This is a genomic window from Nonomuraea sp. NPDC049625 (genome assembly GCF_040675285.1).
GTDB lineage: Bacteria > Actinomycetota > Actinomycetes > Streptosporangiales > Streptosporangiaceae > Nonomuraea > Nonomuraea angiospora_A.
The window spans coordinates 148041-166138 of the sequence record NZ_JBFAOQ010000023.1 but is presented as its reverse complement, the minus strand read 5'-3'; the positions used below and the strand labels follow the sequence as shown (position 1 = coordinate 166138).

At 72.2% G+C, this 18098-nt stretch carries 10 protein-coding genes; 6 read left to right on the top strand and 4 right to left on the bottom strand.

Translation table 11 applies throughout. The features are described from left to right. The first annotated feature begins 10 nt into the window (after nucleotides 1-10). Complete coding sequence (locus AB0J87_RS56425) at nucleotides 11-799, top strand: helix-turn-helix transcriptional regulator (RefSeq protein WP_355212710.1); 789 nt, start codon at nucleotides 11-13, stop codon at nucleotides 797-799. Nucleotides 800-808: 9 nt separating this feature from the next. On the opposite strand, the gene AB0J87_RS56420 is transcribed toward AB0J87_RS56425, so the two are convergent. Then, nucleotides 809-4063 (bottom strand): fibronectin type III domain-containing protein, encoded by a 3255-nt coding sequence (locus AB0J87_RS56420; RefSeq protein WP_363982802.1) that lies wholly within the window; start codon nucleotides 4061-4063, stop codon nucleotides 809-811. 137 nt (nucleotides 4064-4200) lie between these two features. Here AB0J87_RS56420 and AB0J87_RS56415 point away from each other — a divergent pair, with 137 nt between their 5' ends. Genes AB0J87_RS56415 through AB0J87_RS56405 form a run of 3 tightly spaced genes read left to right on the top strand, consistent with a single transcriptional unit; the run spans nucleotide 4201 to nucleotide 6592 of the window. Continuing rightward, nucleotides 4201-4710, top strand: coding sequence for an RNA polymerase sigma factor (locus tag AB0J87_RS56415; RefSeq protein WP_355212715.1), 510 nt, complete (start codon nucleotides 4201-4203; stop codon nucleotides 4708-4710). Continuing rightward, entirely contained in the window at nucleotides 4710-5837 is a 1128-nt protein-coding gene (locus AB0J87_RS56410) for a hypothetical protein (RefSeq protein ID WP_363982798.1), read from the top strand. Before AB0J87_RS56415 ends, AB0J87_RS56410 begins: the two co-directional genes overlap by 1 nt. A gap of 41 nt (nucleotides 5838-5878) precedes the next feature. Continuing rightward, complete coding sequence (locus AB0J87_RS56405; protein ID WP_363982795.1) at nucleotides 5879-6592, top strand: hypothetical protein; 714 nt, start codon at nucleotides 5879-5881, stop codon at nucleotides 6590-6592. A gap of 10 nt (nucleotides 6593-6602) precedes the next feature. Here the strand turns inward: AB0J87_RS56405 and AB0J87_RS56400 are convergent, their stop codons facing one another. Both AB0J87_RS56400 and AB0J87_RS56395 read right to left on the bottom strand, forming a co-directional pair. After that, on the bottom strand, nucleotides 6603-9479 hold the full coding sequence (locus AB0J87_RS56400; RefSeq protein WP_363982792.1) for a poly(A) polymerase: 2877 nt from the start codon (nucleotides 9477-9479) through the stop codon (nucleotides 6603-6605). Continuing rightward, on the bottom strand, nucleotides 9479-11269 hold the full coding sequence (locus AB0J87_RS56395; protein WP_363982789.1) for an RNA ligase family protein: 1791 nt from the start codon (nucleotides 11267-11269) through the stop codon (nucleotides 9479-9481). The genes AB0J87_RS56400 and AB0J87_RS56395 overlap by 1 nt, the downstream gene beginning before the upstream one ends. A 239-nt stretch (nucleotides 11270-11508) precedes the next feature. Between AB0J87_RS56395 and AB0J87_RS56390 the strand changes: the two genes are divergently transcribed. Together AB0J87_RS56390 and AB0J87_RS56385 are read left to right on the top strand one after the other, a co-directional pair. After that, nucleotides 11509-12453 carry a glycoside hydrolase family 11 protein gene (locus AB0J87_RS56390; RefSeq protein WP_363982786.1) on the top strand — a complete coding sequence of 315 codons (945 nt, stop codon included), beginning with the start codon at nucleotides 11509-11511 and terminating at the stop codon, nucleotides 12451-12453. A 124-nt stretch (nucleotides 12454-12577) separates the two neighbouring features. Continuing rightward, on the top strand, nucleotides 12578-15373 hold the full coding sequence (locus AB0J87_RS56385) for a BTAD domain-containing putative transcriptional regulator (RefSeq protein WP_363982783.1): 2796 nt from the start codon (nucleotides 12578-12580) through the stop codon (nucleotides 15371-15373). Here AB0J87_RS56385 and AB0J87_RS56380 read toward each other — a convergent pair. Continuing rightward, nucleotides 15370-18036 (bottom strand): SpoIIE family protein phosphatase, encoded by a 2667-nt coding sequence (locus tag AB0J87_RS56380; protein WP_363982780.1) that lies wholly within the window; start codon nucleotides 18034-18036, stop codon nucleotides 15370-15372. The two genes, AB0J87_RS56385 and AB0J87_RS56380, sit on opposite strands and share 4 nt — an antisense overlap. Nucleotides 18037-18098: the final 62 nt, after the last annotated feature.

Here is an 18098-nt window from a genome sequence, read left to right as displayed (position 1 = left end):
GAACAGAGCGGTGAGCAGCACAACCATGGAGAACGGCGTCGGCACGGAGCTGAGACGCTGGCGCGGGCTTCGCCGGGTCAGCCAGCTCGAACTGGCCACGCTGGCCGGCACGACCCAGCGCCATCTGAGCTTCATCGAGAGCGGCCGTTCCCGGCCGGGGCGCGCGATCGTGATCCGGCTGGCCGAGTCGCTCGGGCTGTCGCTGCGGGAGCGCAACGACCTGCTCACCGCGGCCGGCTACGCGCCGGTGTTCGCCGAGTCGGGCCTGGAGGAGTCGGCGCTGCGGCCGGTCCGCGCCGCGCTCGAACAGATCCTGTACGGCCACCTGCCGTATCCGGCCCTCGTCATCGCGCCGTACGGCCGGGTGGTGGCGGCGAACGACGCCGTCGAGGTGTTCACCGAGGGCGCCGCGCCCGAGCTGCTCGAACCGCCGGTCAACATGCTGCGGCTCATGCTCCATCCGGACGGGATGGCCCCCAGGGTGCGCAACCTGGGCGAATGGGGCCGGCACATCATCGAGAACCTCCGTGCCCGAGCCCGCCGGAGCCCGGACCCGCGCCTGGAGGACTTCGCCGCCGAACTGGCCGGCTACGTCCCCCAGGCGCCGGTCGGGCCCGAGCATCTCGGTTTCTCCGTCCCCATGAGGCTGGCCTCGGCGGACGGGGAGCTACGCCTGATCACGACGCTGACCTCGTTCGCGACGGCGACCGACGTCACGCTCGCCGAGCTGCACCTGGAGGCGTTCCTGCCCGCCGACCAGGCCACCGCCGAACTGCTCCGGCGCCGGGCCGAGCGCTGAGCGGTGGGGTCAGCTCACCGAGAGGCGGTCGACGTTGGGGCCGCCGTTCGACGTGGTGGCGGTGGCTCTGATCTTGTTCACCCCCTGGACGAGGTCGGCGGTCAGGGTGACGGTCTGCCAGGTGGTCCAGGCGCCGGTGCCGTTGAAGTCGCGGGTGACCGAGGTGCCGTTGACCGCGATGGTCATCGGCCGGTTGGCCGTGGTGCCGTTGGCGAAGCGGAGCTCCAGGGTGACCGGCCCGGCCGTCGCGGCGTTCACCGTCCACTCCACGTAGCTGCCCGTCACGTTGTCGTAGTTCACGAACCCCGTGCCGGTGTAGCCCGCGTGGTTGGACTCCACCACGCCCTGCGAGATCGTCGCGTCCTCCGCCTGGTAGACGGCGGGGCCGCTGCCGGTGGTCTCGGTGACGGCGTTCGACGGTGCTGAGGAGTTGCCCGCCGCGTCGTGGGCCTTGACCGTGAACGTGTACGGCGTGCCGGCCGCCAGGCCGGAGACGGTGGCGGTGGTGCCGGTGACCGTCGTGGCCAGGGCGGTGCCGTTGTAGACGTCGTAGCCGGTGACGCCGACGTTGTCGGTGGAGGCGTCCCAGGCCAGCGTGACGCTGGACGAGGTCTTGCCGGTGGTGCGCAGGTTGCCGGGCACGGACGGGTTCTGGGTGTCGGGCGGCCCGGTCGGGACGGTGAGGGTCGCGGTGTTCCACCCGGACACCCGCACGCTCGGCGAGCCGGTCAGGTCGGAGGCCCGGTAGGTGGCGGTGAGGGTCTTGGATTCCCCCGGCCAGAGGCTGGTCGCGTTGTCCGACCACTGGATCGGCAGTACGGGCTTGCCCGCCGCGTCCACCACGTCGGCGTCCAGCATGAAGGCGGGGACGGCGCCGGTGCCGGTGTTCTTGATCGTCACGGTGACCGTGCCGGGGGAGGGCGCGGAGGCGGTGGCGGTGATCGGGGCCTGGGCCAGGTTGTTGAGGCCCTTCAGGTTGGCGTAGCTGGAGGTCGGTACGTAGTACCAGTCGTTGTTGTCCCAGTCGATCACGTCGTCCGAGGTGGACAGGGCGTAGACGTTGCGGTCGATCTCCTGGCCGTCGCGCAGCAGCGTCAGCCGTACCAGGTAGGTCGTGGAGAGACCGCTGACGGCCGGTACGGTCACCGCGGTGGCCTTGCCCCCGTCGGCGGGGACGCTGACCGTCGCGGTGTTGCTGTACTTGGCGGATCCGTCCATGTTGAACACGTCCGTCTTGACGGTCAGGCCCGAGGCGGCAGAGACGCCGGAGTTGACCACGACGACGGACTTGTTGTCGTACGAGTACTGCACGTGCAGCGGCTTGTTGGCCTCGCGGGCGCCCCAGTAGGAGCCGCCCTGGTCCAGGTAGTAGTCGAAGAGCTGCCAGTGGAGTGAGGACCAGCCGCTGTTGAGCATCCAGTAGATGACGCCGGTGGACGGGTTGCTCGAGTCGGTGAAGTTGCGGCCGTAGGCCTCGAACTGCGCTCGGACCGCCTCGTACTGGGCGAGCTGCGCCTTCTTCATGTAGTCCGTCAGGCCGGACGGGACGCCGTACCTGCCTCTGAGGGCGTTGTGGTAGATGGTCAGGTCGTCGAAGGTGCTCGACGGCGAGCGGTGATACTGCGTCGCGCTCGGGCTCTGCCAGAGCGAGTCGATCTGCGCGGAGGTCATCATCCGCTTGAGCGAGTCGAGCGTCGGGACGTCGGGGCCGGCGCCGGTCTCGGAGTTGAAGCCGAACGCCCCGCCTTCGCGCTTGTTGTACCAGTAGCTCGGCGGCACCCAGTCGTACGGGCCGGGCATCTTCATGCCCGAGTTGCCCAGTTGCGGGCTGGACTTGTCGGAGGCCACGGACACGATCGGGAGCTGCCACTCGGCCGCGGTGAGGGCGTCGAGGTAGTTGGTCTCCTTCTGGGCCGGCGGCGGGTTGTCCGAGCCGATCAGGAACGAGATCACGCTGGGGTGGTTGCGCAGCCGGGCGGCCTCCGCCTGCATGGACGCCTTGGCGATCGGATAGTCGGAGCTGCTGAAGGAGCCCTCCCACTTGTCGCAGCACTCCCAGCCGGGCAGGGTCAGGATGCCGTACTTGTCGGCCAGGTCGTAGAGCTCGTCGGTGTCCAGGTGGCCTTCGACGCGGATCGTGTTGAGGCCGAGGTCCTTGACGTAGCGGATCTTGTCCTCCAGGTAGCCCAGGTTCTTGCGGAGGAAGATGTCGGGAGACCAGCCGCCGCCCCTGATCAGGATCGGCCTGCCGTTGATCTTGTAGAAGCGGCGGCCGCTGGCGTTCTTGCCCGACTCCACCTTGCGCACGCCGAAGCGCTGGCTCAGCGTGTCGCTCTCCGCGCCGCCGGTCGTCGCCGTGAGGTTCAGGTCGTAGAGCGGCTGGGCGCCCATCGTGTGCGGCCACCACACCTGCGGGTTGGTCAATGTCTGGTTGAACGTGATCCGCTTGGTCTGGTTCGCGGCCAGCGCGACATCCTGCGAGAACGCGAGCGAGCCGATCGTCCCCTTGACGGTGGCGTTCACGGCGCTGCCGGTGGCGTTGCGGACGTCGACCTTGATGGTGAGGTCGGCGCGGTCGAGCGCCGGCACCGCGAGGTTCGTGATCACATGCGCGTCGCGCAGCGAGACGTCGGCGCTGCGCCGGATCAGGACGTCGCGGAAGATGCCCATGTTGTCGTCGCGCGGCAGCTGCACCCAGTCGATCCAGCCGATCGTGAGGTGGTTGTTGGGGTTGTTCGGGTTGATGCGGAAGGCCACCGAGTTGACGCCCGGGTGCACCAGGGCGGTGACGTCCCGTTCGTTGCGGGTGTAGGCCCCGGCCACCTGGGCGGCGGTGGCGACCTGGGTGCCGTTCACCCACACGTCGGCGCTGGAGATCACGCCGCTGACGTCGAGGAAGGTTCGCAATCCGGACTCGTCGCCGAGGGTGAAGTCGGAGCGGTACCACCACGGCACGTCGAAGTCCGCGGTCGGGATCGACTGCATGTTCGTGGAGTAGAAGGGGTCCGGGTAGACGTTGTTCTGCAGCAGGCCGGCGAGCACGGTCGAGCGGGGGCCCACCGGATACCAGCCGGTGGCCGCGTAGCCGGGCGTGGAGATCGCGGCCCCGGAGTCGGGCACCTTCGCCGTGGACTGGATCTTGTATCCCGTCAGGGCGGTCGTCGCCGGTACGGCCTGCGCGGAGGCGGGCGGCGCCACGCCCGCGGCGTTCACCAGCAGTGCACAGGCCGATAACAGGATGAGGATGAGCCGAGAGCGCGCCATGGGTCCCTCTCTAGGCTGGTCTATTCGTTAATAAACCTTCTTAACAAATAAACCGGATCTCGTAAATGGAGAATTCGTGGGAAGGCGAGGCTCGCCGCGGGCAAGAAGGGGTGTCCATCTCATTCGGGAGTCCTTGAGTGATCACTGCCCCTGACGCGTTCGAAGCGGTCTTCGACGCCCACTACGAGGAGATCCGCCGCTACCTCGGCCGACGGGTCGGCCTCGACGTGGCCGAGGACCTCGCGGCCGAGACCTTTCTGATCGCCTTCGATCAGCGCGAGGCGTTCGATCCGTCGTTCGGCGAGATCAGGCCGTGGTTGTACGGCATCGCGACCAACCTGATCGGGCGGCACCGGCGTACGGAGGTGCGCCGGTACCGCGCGCTGGCGAGAACCGGGCCGCCGCCCGACGACGGGCCCCACGACCGGGTGATCGACCGGCTCACCGCCGAGGTGACGGTCGGGCGGCTGGCCAAGGCGCTCACCAAGCTCTCGGCCGGCGAACGTGACGTCGTGCTGCTGGTGGCGTACGGCGGGCTGAACTACGCGGAGGTGGCCGCCGCGTTGAAGGTCGCCGAGGGAACCGTCGCCTCGCGGCTGAGCAGGGCCAGGACCAAGCTGCGTGCGGCGTTGGGGGTGGAGGTGTGATGAAGGAGTTCGAGTTCATCGACCGGGTGATGCCGGACGTACCGCCGGTTTCGCCGGCGCAGCACGCCGCGGCACGGGCCCGGCTCGCCGAAGCCACCGCCGCCCGGCCCCCCGCTCGGACCGCCGCCCGGCCCACCGCCCGGACCGACCGCTCCGCTGCCCGGCCCACCGGTCGGACCGCGGGCCCTGCGGTGGGGCGGGTCCGTGGCCGGCGTTCGGTGGCGCGCGGATGGCGGGGGATCGCGCTCGCGGCGATGGCCGTTGTCCTCGTGATCGGCGCGGTCGTGCTCCTGGTGCCCTCGCCGGGCCGGGAACAGGTCGCCTCCACCCCCGGACAGCTCCTGGACGCGGCAGCCGGCAAGCTCGCGGCGCAGCCTCAGGGCAGCGGCCGCTACTGGCGGCTGGAGATCGAGGAGGTCGTCCGTTCGAAGGGCACGGAGGGTTTCCTCGTCGAGGAACGCGGCAAGGACGTGCTGGTGCTCGGGCGGGACCACGACGGCTACACCTGGTACGAACCCGTCTCGGCCAAGCCCTACGGCGCCGAGGCCGCCGCAGCGTGGAGGCGGGCGGGCTCCCCGAAGCTCTGTCCCGCCCGGGAGTGCGACCCCAAGCTGCGCTTCTACCCGGTGCGCACGCTGAAGAGGTCTCTGAGTCTGGCGCCAGGGTGGCAGCCGACCTTGGAGGAGCTGCTCGCGCTTCCCCGAGAGGCGATCGCGCTCAGGACCGAGCTCCTGAGGCACGTCCCGCTCGGCTACGACCAGAGCCCGGACGACTGGGTGCGGGATGCGGGGGTCCGGCTTGTCAAGGACGTTCCGGCGACCCCGGGCACCCGGGCGGCGGCCTACCGCATGCTGGCCGCCCTGCCCGGGGCCCGCGTGGTCGACGACGTCCGCGACCCGGTGGGCCGCCGAGGCGTGACCCTGCAGCTGCGCGTCAACGACGCCGTCCGCGTCCAGCTCGTCATCGACCCGGGGAGCGGCGAGCTGTGGGCGGTCCAGCAGGTGGCGCCCATGCCCGGCCTCCCGCGGGGCGCCGCGGCGGTGGCCTCGATCGTCGTGCGGGCGGGGTGGAGCGACGCCCGGCCGGTGCCGCCGCCCGGCTGCCGGGGCTGCCGAGGCCGGTACTGAGGCTGCGCGAACCGATCTTCGGCGGCGTACGTCAAGAGGGCATGACATCACGCGTTCTCGCCCTGCTCGCGCTCGTGGCAGGGCTGATCATGTTCACCGGCGGCACGGCGTCCGCCTGCAAGTGCGTGGAACGGGGCCCGCAAGATCAGATGGAGAGCGCGGTCGCCGTGTTCGCCGGCACGGTGACTCGGGTCGGCGTGAGCCCGGATGAGAGCAGTGGAGGGCACGTCATCGCCGTCCTCCGCGCCGACCACGTCTACAAGGGGCAGGCGCGGGAGTGGTTCCAGGTCTCCACCCGTAGCGAAGGGCCGGCCTGCGGGTACGACTTCGCCGCGGGCAGCCGCCACCTGGTGTTCGCCGGCGGGCGTGACGAGGCGCTGACCACGTCCAGCTGCTCGGGCAACGCGTCGCTGCCGACCGGCGACCGGCCGCTGCGGCGTGACGACGGCAATGGGGTCACCCGGGAGCTGATCGCCGCCCTGGGCACGCCCACCCGGGTCCGCCACACCGGTGCCGCCGAGCCCACCATCGCCGAGTCGACTGCGGCCGGGTCGACTGCGGCCGGGTCGACTGCGGCCGGGTCGACTGCGGCCGGGTCGACTTCAGCCGGGTCCGCCGCTGCCAAGTCCGCCGCCACCGAGTCCGCCGGTCCCGACGGGGGCACCGGCGTGCTGGTGGCCGCCCTGGTGGCGGTGGGCGTCGTGGCGCTGGCCGCGGTGGGCGGGTGGGCGTACCGCAGGCGCTCCTCCACCTGACCGGCGTCCGTCAGGTCAGGGTCGGTACGCCGCCGCACTCGGCCCGTTCGACCGTGACACCCGGCAGGCCCCTGACCCATCGGCCGGCGATCTCGCCGAGCCGCGCGGCCGGCGGGGGAGTGCGGCCCAGTCCGATGGCGTAGCGGGCCGATCGAGGACCGGTCTCGAACGGGCGCGGCCAGGCGTGGACGTCCCGCAACCCGGCCTCTTCCAGAGCGGCGAGCAGGTCCAGCATCCGCCCTCTGACGCGGCCGAGCGTCGCGTCAAGCTCCTCAGGGCGGTCCGAGCGCACGGTCAGGACCGCCCAGGCCGCGTGGCGCCGGTGGAGGGGCGGCGGTGCGGGCAGTTCGGCGGAGCGGCCGCTCTCGACGAGCTCCCATGCCTGGTAGAGCTCCTGGGTGAGCAGGTCCAGGCCGCCGGGGGTGACCTGGCGGGCGCAGTTGCGTACGGGGGCGCTGGGCGTCATCACCGCGATCGGGGCCGGTTGGGGCGAGGCGGGGCCGAGGGCGATCGGGTCTCGCCAGTCCCAGGCGGCCCACGTACTGAAGAAGAGGCTCAGCAGGTCGTCGGCGGGCAGGTCGCCGCTCTCCCGTACGGTGTGCGCGGCCATGACCGTCCAGGCCAGGCCGGGCAGCCCGCCGAAGGGGGCCGAGTCCAGGCCGCGTGCCCGCGCCCACGCCTTCACCCGCCGGGCGAGCAGGGCGAAACGGGCGTGCTGCCCGCCGACGGCGGCGCGGATCGCGTCCGCGTCGCTGACCGCGCTCAAGGCGATCGAGGCCGCCTCGCCCAGCTCGGCGCGTTGGGCCGGCGCCTGCTCGGGGGGCAGCGATCCGGTGGGGACCACGGTCAGGTCCACCTCCAGCTCGTCCGTACGGAACCGCAGGCCCGGCACCCGCGCGCCGATCACCTGGCGCAGCCGGTCGAGGTCGGGCAGCGCGGCCCGCACCCGGGCCTCGACCTCGGCCATGTCCGGTTCGCCGGGCAGCGCGGCCACCAGGTCCAGGTCCGCGCCGGGGAGTTCGCAGCCCATGCGCCGGGATCCGGCGACGGACACGACACCTGGCCGCAGCGCCTCCGCCAGCCGCCGGGCCACCCGATCGGCCGAGTCGCCGGGCTGCTCCTTTCGGCCGGCCGAGGCGTCGAGTCGCTCCTGTCCGCCGGTCACCCGATCGGCCGAGGTGTCGCGTTGCTCCTTTGGGCCGGCCACCCGATCGGCCGACGTGTCGCCCTGCTCCTTTCCGCCGGTCGCGGGCTCGGCGATCCAGTGGATCTCGCCCGTGCCCAGGGCGACCCGCGCTCGGGGGCGCATGGGCTCGTCCGCGCGGCGCGACAGCAGCACCAGCTCTCCCACCTCCGCCGCCATCCCGGCCAGCCGGATCGGGTCGTCCGTACGGCCGAGCGTCAGGTGCGGGGTGAAGCCCTCGGGGCGTCCCTCGCAGCGGGGGAAGCGCCGTTCGAGTGCCCGGCGCAGGCGGGCCCAGGGCGCCGGGTCGCCGGCGGCGGGGTCGAGCCAGGCCGTCGAGTGGTCGCGGTGCCGGAACGTACGCACCCCTTCCAGCCTGGCGGTGAACGGCGCGACCTCGGCGGCGGCCGCGGCCACCAGGGACGCCGCCGCCTCGAACTCCGACTCCGGCACGAAACCGAAAAGCAGGTTGACGTGCGGCGGCCAGCGGTCGATCTGCGGATCGTGCGCGCGGCGGACGGCCTGGATCGGCGGCCACAGCTCCCGCGGCGGTATCCACGCCACCGCCGTCCGCGCCGTCGGCGGCACGTCGAGCACCCCGCCGGGCTCCGCACCCTCGAGGTCCAGGACCGCCTCCACCCCGTAGTGGTCGGAGACATACAGCCCGTCGGGGGTGGGCGTGTCGCCGCGCAGGGCCGCCAAGACCACCCGGGGCCGGCCGCGCAGCAGGATCCGGTCCAGGCGCGAGGCCCGGCCGGACAGGGAGGCGAGCGCCGCCAGGGGATTGGCGTCCGGGTCGAAGGTGGGGGTCTGGTCGGGTCCGTGCGCCTCCGTCCAGGCGTCGCGCAGGCCGAGCGCGGACGCGGGGGTGTCCGTGCCGTCGTTGAAGTCGCCCAGCAGGATCACGTCGCCGTCCACACCGGCCAGCCCTTCGGCGATCCTGGCCAGCTCGGCCCGCCGCCTGGCCGCGCCGTCGCCGGAGTGGTCGCTGGTCAGGTGGGTGGCGGCGACGACGAGGACGCCGGTGGCGGTGTCCACGGCGATGGCGGCCACCGACTTGTGCGGGCCGAGCTCGTGCCGGGCCGCCTCCCGTACGGGCAGCCGGCTGAGCAGCAGCAGGCCGCTGTCGTCGATGTCCGGGCCGTACGGGTCGGTGCCGAGGGTGTACCCGGCGCGTACCCAGGGGGCCGCCAGCAGCATCGACACCAGCTCGGGCTCGACCTCCTGCAAGGCGATGACGTCGGCGTCGGCCGCTTCGAGGGCCGCGAGGAGCAGGCGACGGCGCCGGGCCGTGTCGAGGAGATCGCTGTCGTAGCGGTCCCACAGCGTGTTCCACGTCAGCACGCGCGGAGCCGGGTGCCCGGCGCGCCCGCGTCCGATGGCCGGGCGCCATCCGTCCACCGGATCCCAGGCGTGCGGGGTCCTGGCCGTGAAGAACGGCGGCCGCAGGCGGCGCGGGTCGCGTGCCCGGCCGGCCTCGCAGGTGTCGACGCGGTCCAGGCCCGTGGCGCGGTCCCAGACCAGCTCGCCGTCCGCCTCGACGAACAGCACCCGGTGCCAGGGGATGTCGCCTCCCGGGGTGAAGGCGGGCAGCGCGACGCGCTTGGGGGCGGCGTTGCGCTGGCCGACCCCCAGGACGAACCGGGACGGGTCGAACCGCGGGTCCCAGCGGATCCGGTGGTAGATCTCCTCACTGGTACGCATCACGCCTCCAAGGTCCCGTCCACGTCGTCGACGGTGCCGCGCGCCCCGACGTACCAGGTGCGGTGGGCCTGCCCGGGGTACGGCGGGACGAACCGGCGCGCCTGCGCGGCCAGCACGTGCGCGGGCACCGGATGGGGGCGGCGGGCGTTGCGCCGGTGCAGCTCGTCCTCCTCCACCAGCACGACCGCGTGCGTGGTCAGCGCGTCGCGGCGGCGCGCCACGGCATGGACGAGGGAACGCTGGTGCTGGTTGAGCGAGGTGGCGTCCCACACCACGGTGCCGCCGGAGGCCAGGGCGGCGTCGAGCCGGTCGAGCCCCTCGCCCAGCACCTCCCGGTTGGCCCGCTGGTCCGCCCGCGAGCCCCGGGCCTGGCGCAGGTCGTCCAGCGACAGGTACGCGTCGATCCCCGAAAGGCCCGCCGCGAACGTGCTCTTCCCGCTGCCCGACGGCCCGACCAGCTGCACCAGCCTGGGGAACGGCCTGGACCGCCACCGCCAGGTCGCCGCCACGGCCTCCTCGACCGTCGAGATCCGTCCCCTGGCCCAGGAGTCGCGGGCCTCCGCCCAGCACCGGTCGGCCGCCTCCGCGCCGAGGCCGGCCAGGGCCTCGCGCAGGCCGGCGCGGAACGGCTCCAGCGGCTCCGGGCCGAGCAGCCCGGCGTCCTCGGCGTGCAGGGCCGACCATTCGACCTGCTCGCGGGCCTGGTCGCGCTCGTCGTCCGCGCGCCCGGCCGGCACTGCCGCCGCGACGGCGTGCAGCACGCCCAGGTCGGCGGCCAACGCCATCCGCCCCAGCCCGGCCCGCCGCTCCTCGTCCGGGTACGGGCGGTGCAGCGCACCGTGCAGCCCGACCAGGTCCGCGACCCGCCGCGCCGACCGCATGCCCAGCGGCCCCGCCAGCCGCGCCGCCAACGTGGCCCGCGGCACGGGGTGCGCCACCACGGCCAGCACCCCGGCCAGCCGGGCATCTCCACACCGGCCGATAGCGTCCAGCCGCGCCACCACCTCGGCCACCGCCTCCGAAGCCACCGCATCCGGGGTCGCCGCGTCTGGAGCCACCGCCTCTGGGGCCACCGCCTCCGGGGCCGCTCCTTCGGTTCCGGGCAGGTCCACCGCGGCCAGCAGGGCGCTCACGTCGGGGTCCGCGCCCGAGCGCACCGACCACAGCGCCGCCGCCGGGCCCAGAGCGTTCGGCACGACGGTGGCGTGCATCCAGTGCGTGTCCGTCCGCACGTGCTGCGGCCGCACCCACTTGGCCACCCGCCCCGCGAACTCCGCCCGCCCGAACCCCTCGGCGGCCCGCACGACGTAGCCCTCCTGCCGCTCCGGGTCCAGCCGCAACCCTCGCAGCGCCCGCTCGTCGAAGACGCCGCGCCACAGCACCGGCGGCACCGGGACCCCCAGCCCGCGCAGGAAGCCGACCGTGCGGTCCCAGTCCAGACACCGATCGCCGTCCCAGACCGAGAACCCGTAGAACCAGCTCTCCAGCCCCTGGTACGCGATGGAGTGCCGGGCGTACAGGTTCTCCCCGCACACGCGCCACCCCGCGGGGATCCGCCCGCCGATCCGCCCCTGCAGACCCTTCACCCACGCCCGGGACGGATGGTGGGCCGAGTCCAGCGACCTGGCGTGCATCCCGTCGGCGTACAGGGTGGTGTTCTCCCCGTCGAGCTTCTCGGTGACCACGACCTCGCGCCCGCGCAGCCCGGACAGGTCGCCCGCGCGCACGTCGTCCGGGGTCGCACCGGGCGACCAGGGCAGGTGAGGGGTACGCGGATAGTGCACGCGCATGATCCCTCCCCCCGCTCGGCCGCAGTCACTGTACAAGCGGCAAGAAACACGCCTCCATCGAATAAACCGTCGTTTCGGAGCGAGTACGAAACTTTCACCGGCGCATCTCGTTCGCTGACCAGCCTGAATGGCTCCCGCAGGCCTGGTGGCTGACAAGGCTCGTTGACAGCTCTGTAAGGCGGTGCCGATACTTTCGACGCAAGGCCGATAATTTCGGAACCGTCGCGAGGAGGAAGCACATGCTCATCCGCCGTGCCTGCGCCTTGGTCGTGGCGCTGGTCGTCGCCATCGTGATGCCACCCGGCATCGCCAACGCGGCCCCCATAACCTCCAACCAGACCGGCACCAACAACGGCTACTTCTATTCGTTCTGGACCGACAGCCCCGGGTCGGTGTCCATGAACCTGGGATCCGGCGGCAATTACAGCACCTCATGGAGCAACACCGGCAATTTCGTCGCCGGTAAGGGCTGGAACCCCGGCGGGCGCAGGACCGTGAACTACTCGGGGAGCTTCAACCCGTCCGGCAACGCCTATCTGGCCCTCTACGGTTGGACGAGAAATCCGCTCGTGGAGTATTACGTCGTCGACAACTGGGGCACCTACCGGCCCACGGGCACGTACAAGGGCACGGTGACCAGCGACGGCGGAACGTACGACATCTACCAGACGACGCGGTACAACGCCCCCTCCATCGAAGGCACGAGAACCTTCAACCAATATTGGAGCGTCCGGCAGTCGAAGAAGACAGGCGGCACCATCACCGCCGGCAACCACTTCGACGCATGGGCCCGCTACGGCATGAGCCTGGGCAGCCACGATTACATGATCCTCGCGACAGAGGGATATCAGAGCAGCGGAAACTCCAACATCACCCTGGACGGCTCCTCCGGCGGCGGAGGAGGTGGCAACCCCGGCGGCGGCTGCACCGCGTCGTTGTCCGCGGGGCAGCAGTGGAGCGACCGCTACAACCTCAACGTCGCCGTCAGCGGCTCCAGCAACTGGACCGTGACGATGAACGTGCCCTCCCCAGCGAAGATCATCGCTACCTGGAACATCACCGCCAGTTACCCCAGCGCCCAGGTGCTGACCGCCAGACCCAACGGCAACGGCAACAACTGGGGCGTGACGATCCAGCACAACGGCAACCAGACCTGGCCGACGGTCTCCTGCAGCGCGAGCTGACCGTTGGCGACAGGCCGGAAAGATCTTTCCGGCCTGTCCCTCTCGACCATGAATGCCCGCTGGGTCACAATCGGCGCTGGTGCCACAAGCACGCTACAGAGCCACTACAGGCGAGGAGCGGGTCATGGTCGACGCGACCTTTGCAATCTTGGGCCCGGTACGGGTGAGCTGGGCCGATGGCAGGCAGGTGCATCTCAGCGGCAAGCCGCGCGCCGTCCTCGCCAGCCTGCTGCTCAACGTCAACACGCTGGTGTCCCGGGAGCGGCTGGTGGAGGCCCTGTGGGAGAACCCCCCTCCCTCCGCCATCCCTAACCTGCAGACCTACATCGGCCAGCTCCGCAGGAGCCTGTCGCTCGACACGCGGCTGCTCACCAGGGAAACGGGCTACACCTTCGAGGCGCACGCCGAGGAGGTGGACCTCCTGCAGTTCGAACAGGCGATCCGGCTGGCGCGGAAGGAGTCCGAGGCGGGCGACGTCCGCGCCGCCGTCGCCCAGTTCGAGAGGGCTCTGGGGATGTGGCGGGGCAAACCCGCCGAAGGCACCAAGCTCTCCGGTCACATGCTCGCCCGCGTGACCGAACTGGAAGAGCGGCTGGCCATGGTCAGGATGGACTGGGCCGAGGCGAAGCTCGCCCTCGGCCAGCCTGCGGAGGTGATCGAGGACCTCCGCGCGTTCGTCGCCGAGCAGCCGCTGCGCGAGCGCGCGTGGCGGCTGCTCATGCTCGCGCACTCGCGAGCGGGACAACGGGACAAGGCGCTGGAGGCCTTCCAGCACGCCCGCTCGGTGCTCACCGACGAGCTTGGCCTGGAGCCCGGCGAGGAGCTCCAGCAGCTGCAGGCCGCCATCCTGGCCGGCACCACGCCGGTGAGCGTGCCCGCACCGTGGACGCCGGTCTGCCGGCTCCCCTCGGACGTCAAACATTTCAGCGGCAGGGAAGCCGAGCTGTTCGAGCTGGACGGGCTCCTCCCGCTCCCGGACGAGGTGCCGCCGCGCACCGCCACGACCTGCGTGATCACCGGCACCGGCGGGGTCGGGAAGACCGCGCTCGCCGCCCGCTGGGCCCACACGGCACGCGACCGCTTTCCCGACGGCCAGCTCTACGTGGACCTGCGGGGCTTCAGCCCCGGCGCGACGCCCATGCCACCGTCGGAGGCGGTGCGGATCCTGCTGGGGTTCCTCCACGTGCCCCACCACCGGATGCCCTCCACCTTCGGCGAGCAGATCGGGCTCTACCGGAGTCTGCTGGCCGGCCGGCGGGTGCTCGTCCTCCTGGACAACGCCCGCGATCCGGACCAGGTGCGCCCACTGCTGCCCCCCTCTCCGGAGGCCCTCACCCTGGTGACCGGCCGGACCGCGCTCACCGGCCTGATCGCGGCCGAGGGCGCCCACTTACTGCGCCTCGCGCCGCTCTCCGACGCGCAGGCCGGCCAGCTGCTGAGACGCCGCCTGGGCCAGGATCGCATGGCGGCCGAACGCGAGGCGGTGGACGGCATCATCAAGACGTGCGCGGGGCTGCCGCTGGCCCTCGGGATCGTCGCGGCGCGGGCCATCATCAACGCCGGCCTTCCCCTCACCGCGCTGGCGGACGAGCTCCAGGCGGAGCCCACCCGGTTGGACGCCCTGCAGACCGACGAGCTGAGCACCGACCTGCGGGAGGTCTTCGGCTCCTCCTATCGCGTGCTGGCCCCCGAGGCGGCCGAGACCTTCGCCCACCTGGGCCTCATGACGGGCCCGGACACGAGCCTGCTGGCCGTCGCCAGCCTCATCGGCCGCCCGGTGGCGCACACCCGTACGCTGCTGCGCACCCTGGAAACCGCCCATCTGCTGGATCAGCACGTTCCCGGCCGGTACCGGATGCACGATCTCGTCCGCCTCTACGCCATCGACCGCGCCCGCCTCGACCTGAGCGCGGACGCCCGTACCGCCGCCGTGCGCCGGCTCGTGGACTTCTACCTGCACACGTCGTACGCCGCCGACCGCCTGCTCTCCCCGCGCCGGCGCAGCACCATCCGGATGGAGCCGCCCGCTCCCGGTTGCCTGACGGACGCCCTGGCGGACGTGGCGGCGGCCCAGGCCTGGTTCAAGGCCGAGCACGCCTGCGCGCTCGCCGCCCAGCGGCTGGCCGCCGAGCACGGTCTTTATGGCGCCGTATGGCAGCTGGCCTGGACGCTCGACACCTTCCACCTGGGCCACAACCTGCTCCAGAACTGTGTCGCGGCCTGGCGCCTGGCGTCCGGCGCCGTCGAACACGTGGCCGATGTGACCGCCCATGCCATGGTCCACCAGCTGCTCGGCCGCGCCTGCACCCGGGCGGGACTCCACGCGGAGTCGCTGTCCCATTTCGCCGAAGCCCTCGCCCTGTACGAGCAGTCGGGAGACATCGCCGGCCAGGCCCATGTGCGCCATACGCTCGGGCTGGCGTGGGGTCACCGGGAGGAGCCCGCGCAGGCGCTGGTCCATCTGGAGCACGCCCTGCGGCTGTACAGGGACATCGACGACGCCATGGGGGAGGCCAACGCGCTCAACTCCCTGGGGTGGGGCACCGCGATGCTCGGCGACTTCGCCAGGGCCCGGGAGTGCTGCGAGCAGGCGCTGGTCCTGCTCCGCAGCCATGGCGACCGCAACGGCGAGGCGGCGACCCTCGACAGCCTCGGCTACATCGCCCACCACACCGGCCGTCACACCCGGGCCCTCGACTACTACCGCGAGGCCCTGACGCTGCGGCGGGAGACCGGCAACGCCAGCCAGGAGGCCGACACGCTCCTCCACCTCGGCGACACCCACCACGCCCTCGGCCAGGACGGCGAAGCCGCCCGGGCCTGGGGTCAGGCCCTCGCCATCTACCAGGACCAGCACCGCACCGAGAAGGCGAAGCACGTGCGGGAGAGGCTCGACGCCTTGGGAGCGAGATCCTCCTAGAGGACGGCCTGCGCGGGCTGGAGGGGCTGTTCGGTCCAGATGCACTTGCCGGTGTCGGTGTAGCGGGTGCCCCAGCGATGGGAGATCGCGGAGACCAGCTGGAGCCCGCGGCCGCCCTCGTCGGTGTCGGCGGCGCGGCGGATGCGGGGCGTGGTCAGGCTTCCGTCGGAGACCTCGCAGGTGAGCACGGCGCTGCGGAGCAGGCGCAGGTGGATGGGGCCCTTGGCGTGGCGGACGACGTTGCCGACCAGCTCGCTGGCCAGCAGTTCGGTGGTCATCGACAGGTCGTCCAGGTGCCAGGCGCTGAGCTGGGCGCGGACGTGTTCGCGGGCCTCGCCGGCGGCCTTGGGGTGTTCGGGCAGCGGCCAGGTGGCCATGTCGTCGTTCGGCAGCGCATGGGTGCGGACCACCAGCAGGGCCGCGTCGTCGGCGGTACCCTGCCGGCCGGGCAGCAGGGTGGCGGTGAGGCTGTCGCACAGGGATTCCAGGCACTCGGCGCAGTGCAGCGGGGTCGCGTCCCGGTCCGGGTGCCGGCACGTCGCCGCGGGCGGGATCCTGGGGACCGTGTCGCCCAGCGCCTTGGCGAGATCGGCGATGCCCTGGTCGATGTCGAGGGTGGCGGACTCGACCAGGCCGTCGGTGTACAGCACCAGCAGGCTGCCTTCGGGCAGCTCCATCCGTACGGTGTCGAAGGGCGGGGTGGCGGCGCCGAGGGGCGAGTTCGGATCGGCGTCGGGGAAGTGGACGGCGCCGTCGGGGTGGACGACGGCGGGCGGCGGATGGCCGGCGCGGGTGACCACGCAGGAGCGGGTGGTGGCGTCGTAGACCAGGTACAGGCAGGTGGCGTAGAAGTCGTCGCCGAGGCCGCTGACCACGTCGTTGAGGTGGGTGAGCAGCTCGTCGGGAGGCAGCTCCAGGTCGGCCAGGGTGCGGACCGCCGTACGCAGGCGGCCCATGGTGGCCGCCTCGGCCACGCCGTGTCCCATGACGTCGCCGATGACGAGGGCGACCCGGTCCGCCGACAGCGGGATGACGTCGTACCAGTCGCCGCCCACCTCCATGTCCTTGCCGGCGGGCAGGTAGCGGGCCGCGGCGGTGACCGCGGGCAGGTCGGGCAGCTCGCGGGGGAGCAGGCCGCGCTGCAGTTCCTGGGCGCGCGTGTGCTCCCTGTCGTACAGGCGGGCCCGTTCCATGGCCTGGGCGACCAGCCCGCTGAGCGTGGTGAGCAGGTTGCGCTCCTCGCCCGTGAACTGGCGTGGCTCGGCGAAGGAGACCACGCAGCTGCCCACGGGGCGTCCCGAGGCGATCATCGGGAGGAAGGCCCACGCCTTCTTGCCGCCCGCCGCCGGCAGGTCGGCCGTCTCGGGGTAGCGCTCGATGTACTCCTCGACCGAGTTGATGAACATCGGCGTACGCTCCCGCAGGGTTTGAGAGATCGGGAGTCCCGCGGTGGCGGGGATCCGGGTCACCCGGTCGACGAACTCCTGCGAGTACCCGGTGAACCCGACCGGCCGCAGGTGGTCGCCCTCCAGGAAGGTGAGCATGAGACCGGCGGCGCCGAACGCCGGCAGGATGTGCTCGGCGGAGGCGTCGAAGACGTCCCGCACGGTGACCGCCTCGGCCAGCGCCCTGGTCAGCTGCTTGATGCGCGCGGACCGCTCCTGGGCCGCGCGCTCGGTGTGATCCGTCCGCTGCTCGGCGACCGCCTCGAGGTCGTCATGGGTCTTGGTGATGTCCCACAGCGTGCCGACCATGCGCGCCGGCTCGCCGTCCTCGTCGACCAGCAACCGGCCGCGGGCCCGTACCCAGATGTCCGTGCCGTCCGGGCGGCACACCCGGTACTCGGTGCTGTACATCCTGCCCGCGCGGATCGCCTCGTCGATGTCGGTCAGCACCCACGGCAGATCCTCGGGGTGGACCAGGGCCATCCAGGTCTCGATGCGTCCGTCGAAGGTGCCCGGCTCGATGCCGAGCAGGGTCAGCATCGCGTCGTTCCAGATGGCGTCCCCGGTCCGGATGTCCCAGTCCCACGTGCCGATGGTCTCCAGGTGCTGCGGCAGGTGAGAGCCGGCGGACCGGCTCCGCCCGCCCATGGGGCCCGAGCCGGGCGGTGGCGCGGAGGGCCTGCCCAGGCGCCCGCCCACCCATCGGCTCAGCAGGTCGAGGAAGGCCCGCTGGCCGGGCGACGGCTCGTGGGAGGAGGCCGTCACGATCGACAGCGCGCCGACCGGACCGCCGGGGCCGAGCAGCGGGACGGCCGTCATCGCCGTGCCGACCGGCCAGGACCGGGCCTCGGCCGTGGCGGAGCCCTGCTGGGGGATGCCGGCGGCGACGTTCGCCATGGAGACCCGGACGGACGCGGCGTTGCGGAAAGCGCGCGCCGGGGCGAGCGGGCCGTTGCCGTCGACGCGCTCCCATGCGTGGGTGAGCACGGGGGGTAGCCCGTTGGTCACGGCGAGACGCAGCCCGCCGCCGTGGCCGGGGCTGCCGAGGTGCACCATCCCGCCCAGCCCGGCAAGATCGGCCACCGCCTGTTCGAGCGCGAACCGCAGGAGCTCGATCCCCCACAGATCGTCACCGACCTCCGCGAGCAGCCGTCTTCGCTCCTCGGAAACCTGGTCCGCCGACACGGCCCGCGGACCCTGCGCACGCTGTTCGCCCATCCCTTCCCCTCACCACGTCGCCGGGGTCATCAGCGTCGATTTGGGGGGAAACTGTTCATATT

Bases quoted from the DNA above. Each gene is read 5' to 3' on its own strand.
- AB0J87_RS56385 (WP_363982783.1), top strand. From the start codon at position 12,578: ATGGTCGACGCGACCTTTGCAATCTTGGGCCCGGTACGGGTGAGCTGG.
- AB0J87_RS56395 (WP_363982789.1), bottom strand. From the start codon at position 11,269: ATGCGCGTGCACTATCCGCGTACCCCTCACCTGCCCTGGTCGCCCGGT.
- AB0J87_RS56390 (WP_363982786.1), top strand. From the start codon at position 11,509: ATGCTCATCCGCCGTGCCTGCGCCTTGGTCGTGGCGCTGGTCGTCGCC.
- AB0J87_RS56400 (WP_363982792.1), bottom strand. From the start codon at position 9,479: ATGCGTACCAGTGAGGAGATCTACCACCGGATCCGCTGGGACCCGCGG.
- AB0J87_RS56410 (WP_363982798.1), top strand. From the start codon at position 4,710: ATGAAGGAGTTCGAGTTCATCGACCGGGTGATGCCGGACGTACCGCCG.
- AB0J87_RS56380 (WP_363982780.1), bottom strand. From the start codon at position 18,036: ATGGGCGAACAGCGTGCGCAGGGTCCGCGGGCCGTGTCGGCGGACCAG.
- AB0J87_RS56420 (WP_363982802.1), bottom strand. From the start codon at position 4,063: ATGGCGCGCTCTCGGCTCATCCTCATCCTGTTATCGGCCTGTGCACTG.
- AB0J87_RS56405 (WP_363982795.1), top strand. From the start codon at position 5,879: ATGACATCACGCGTTCTCGCCCTGCTCGCGCTCGTGGCAGGGCTGATC.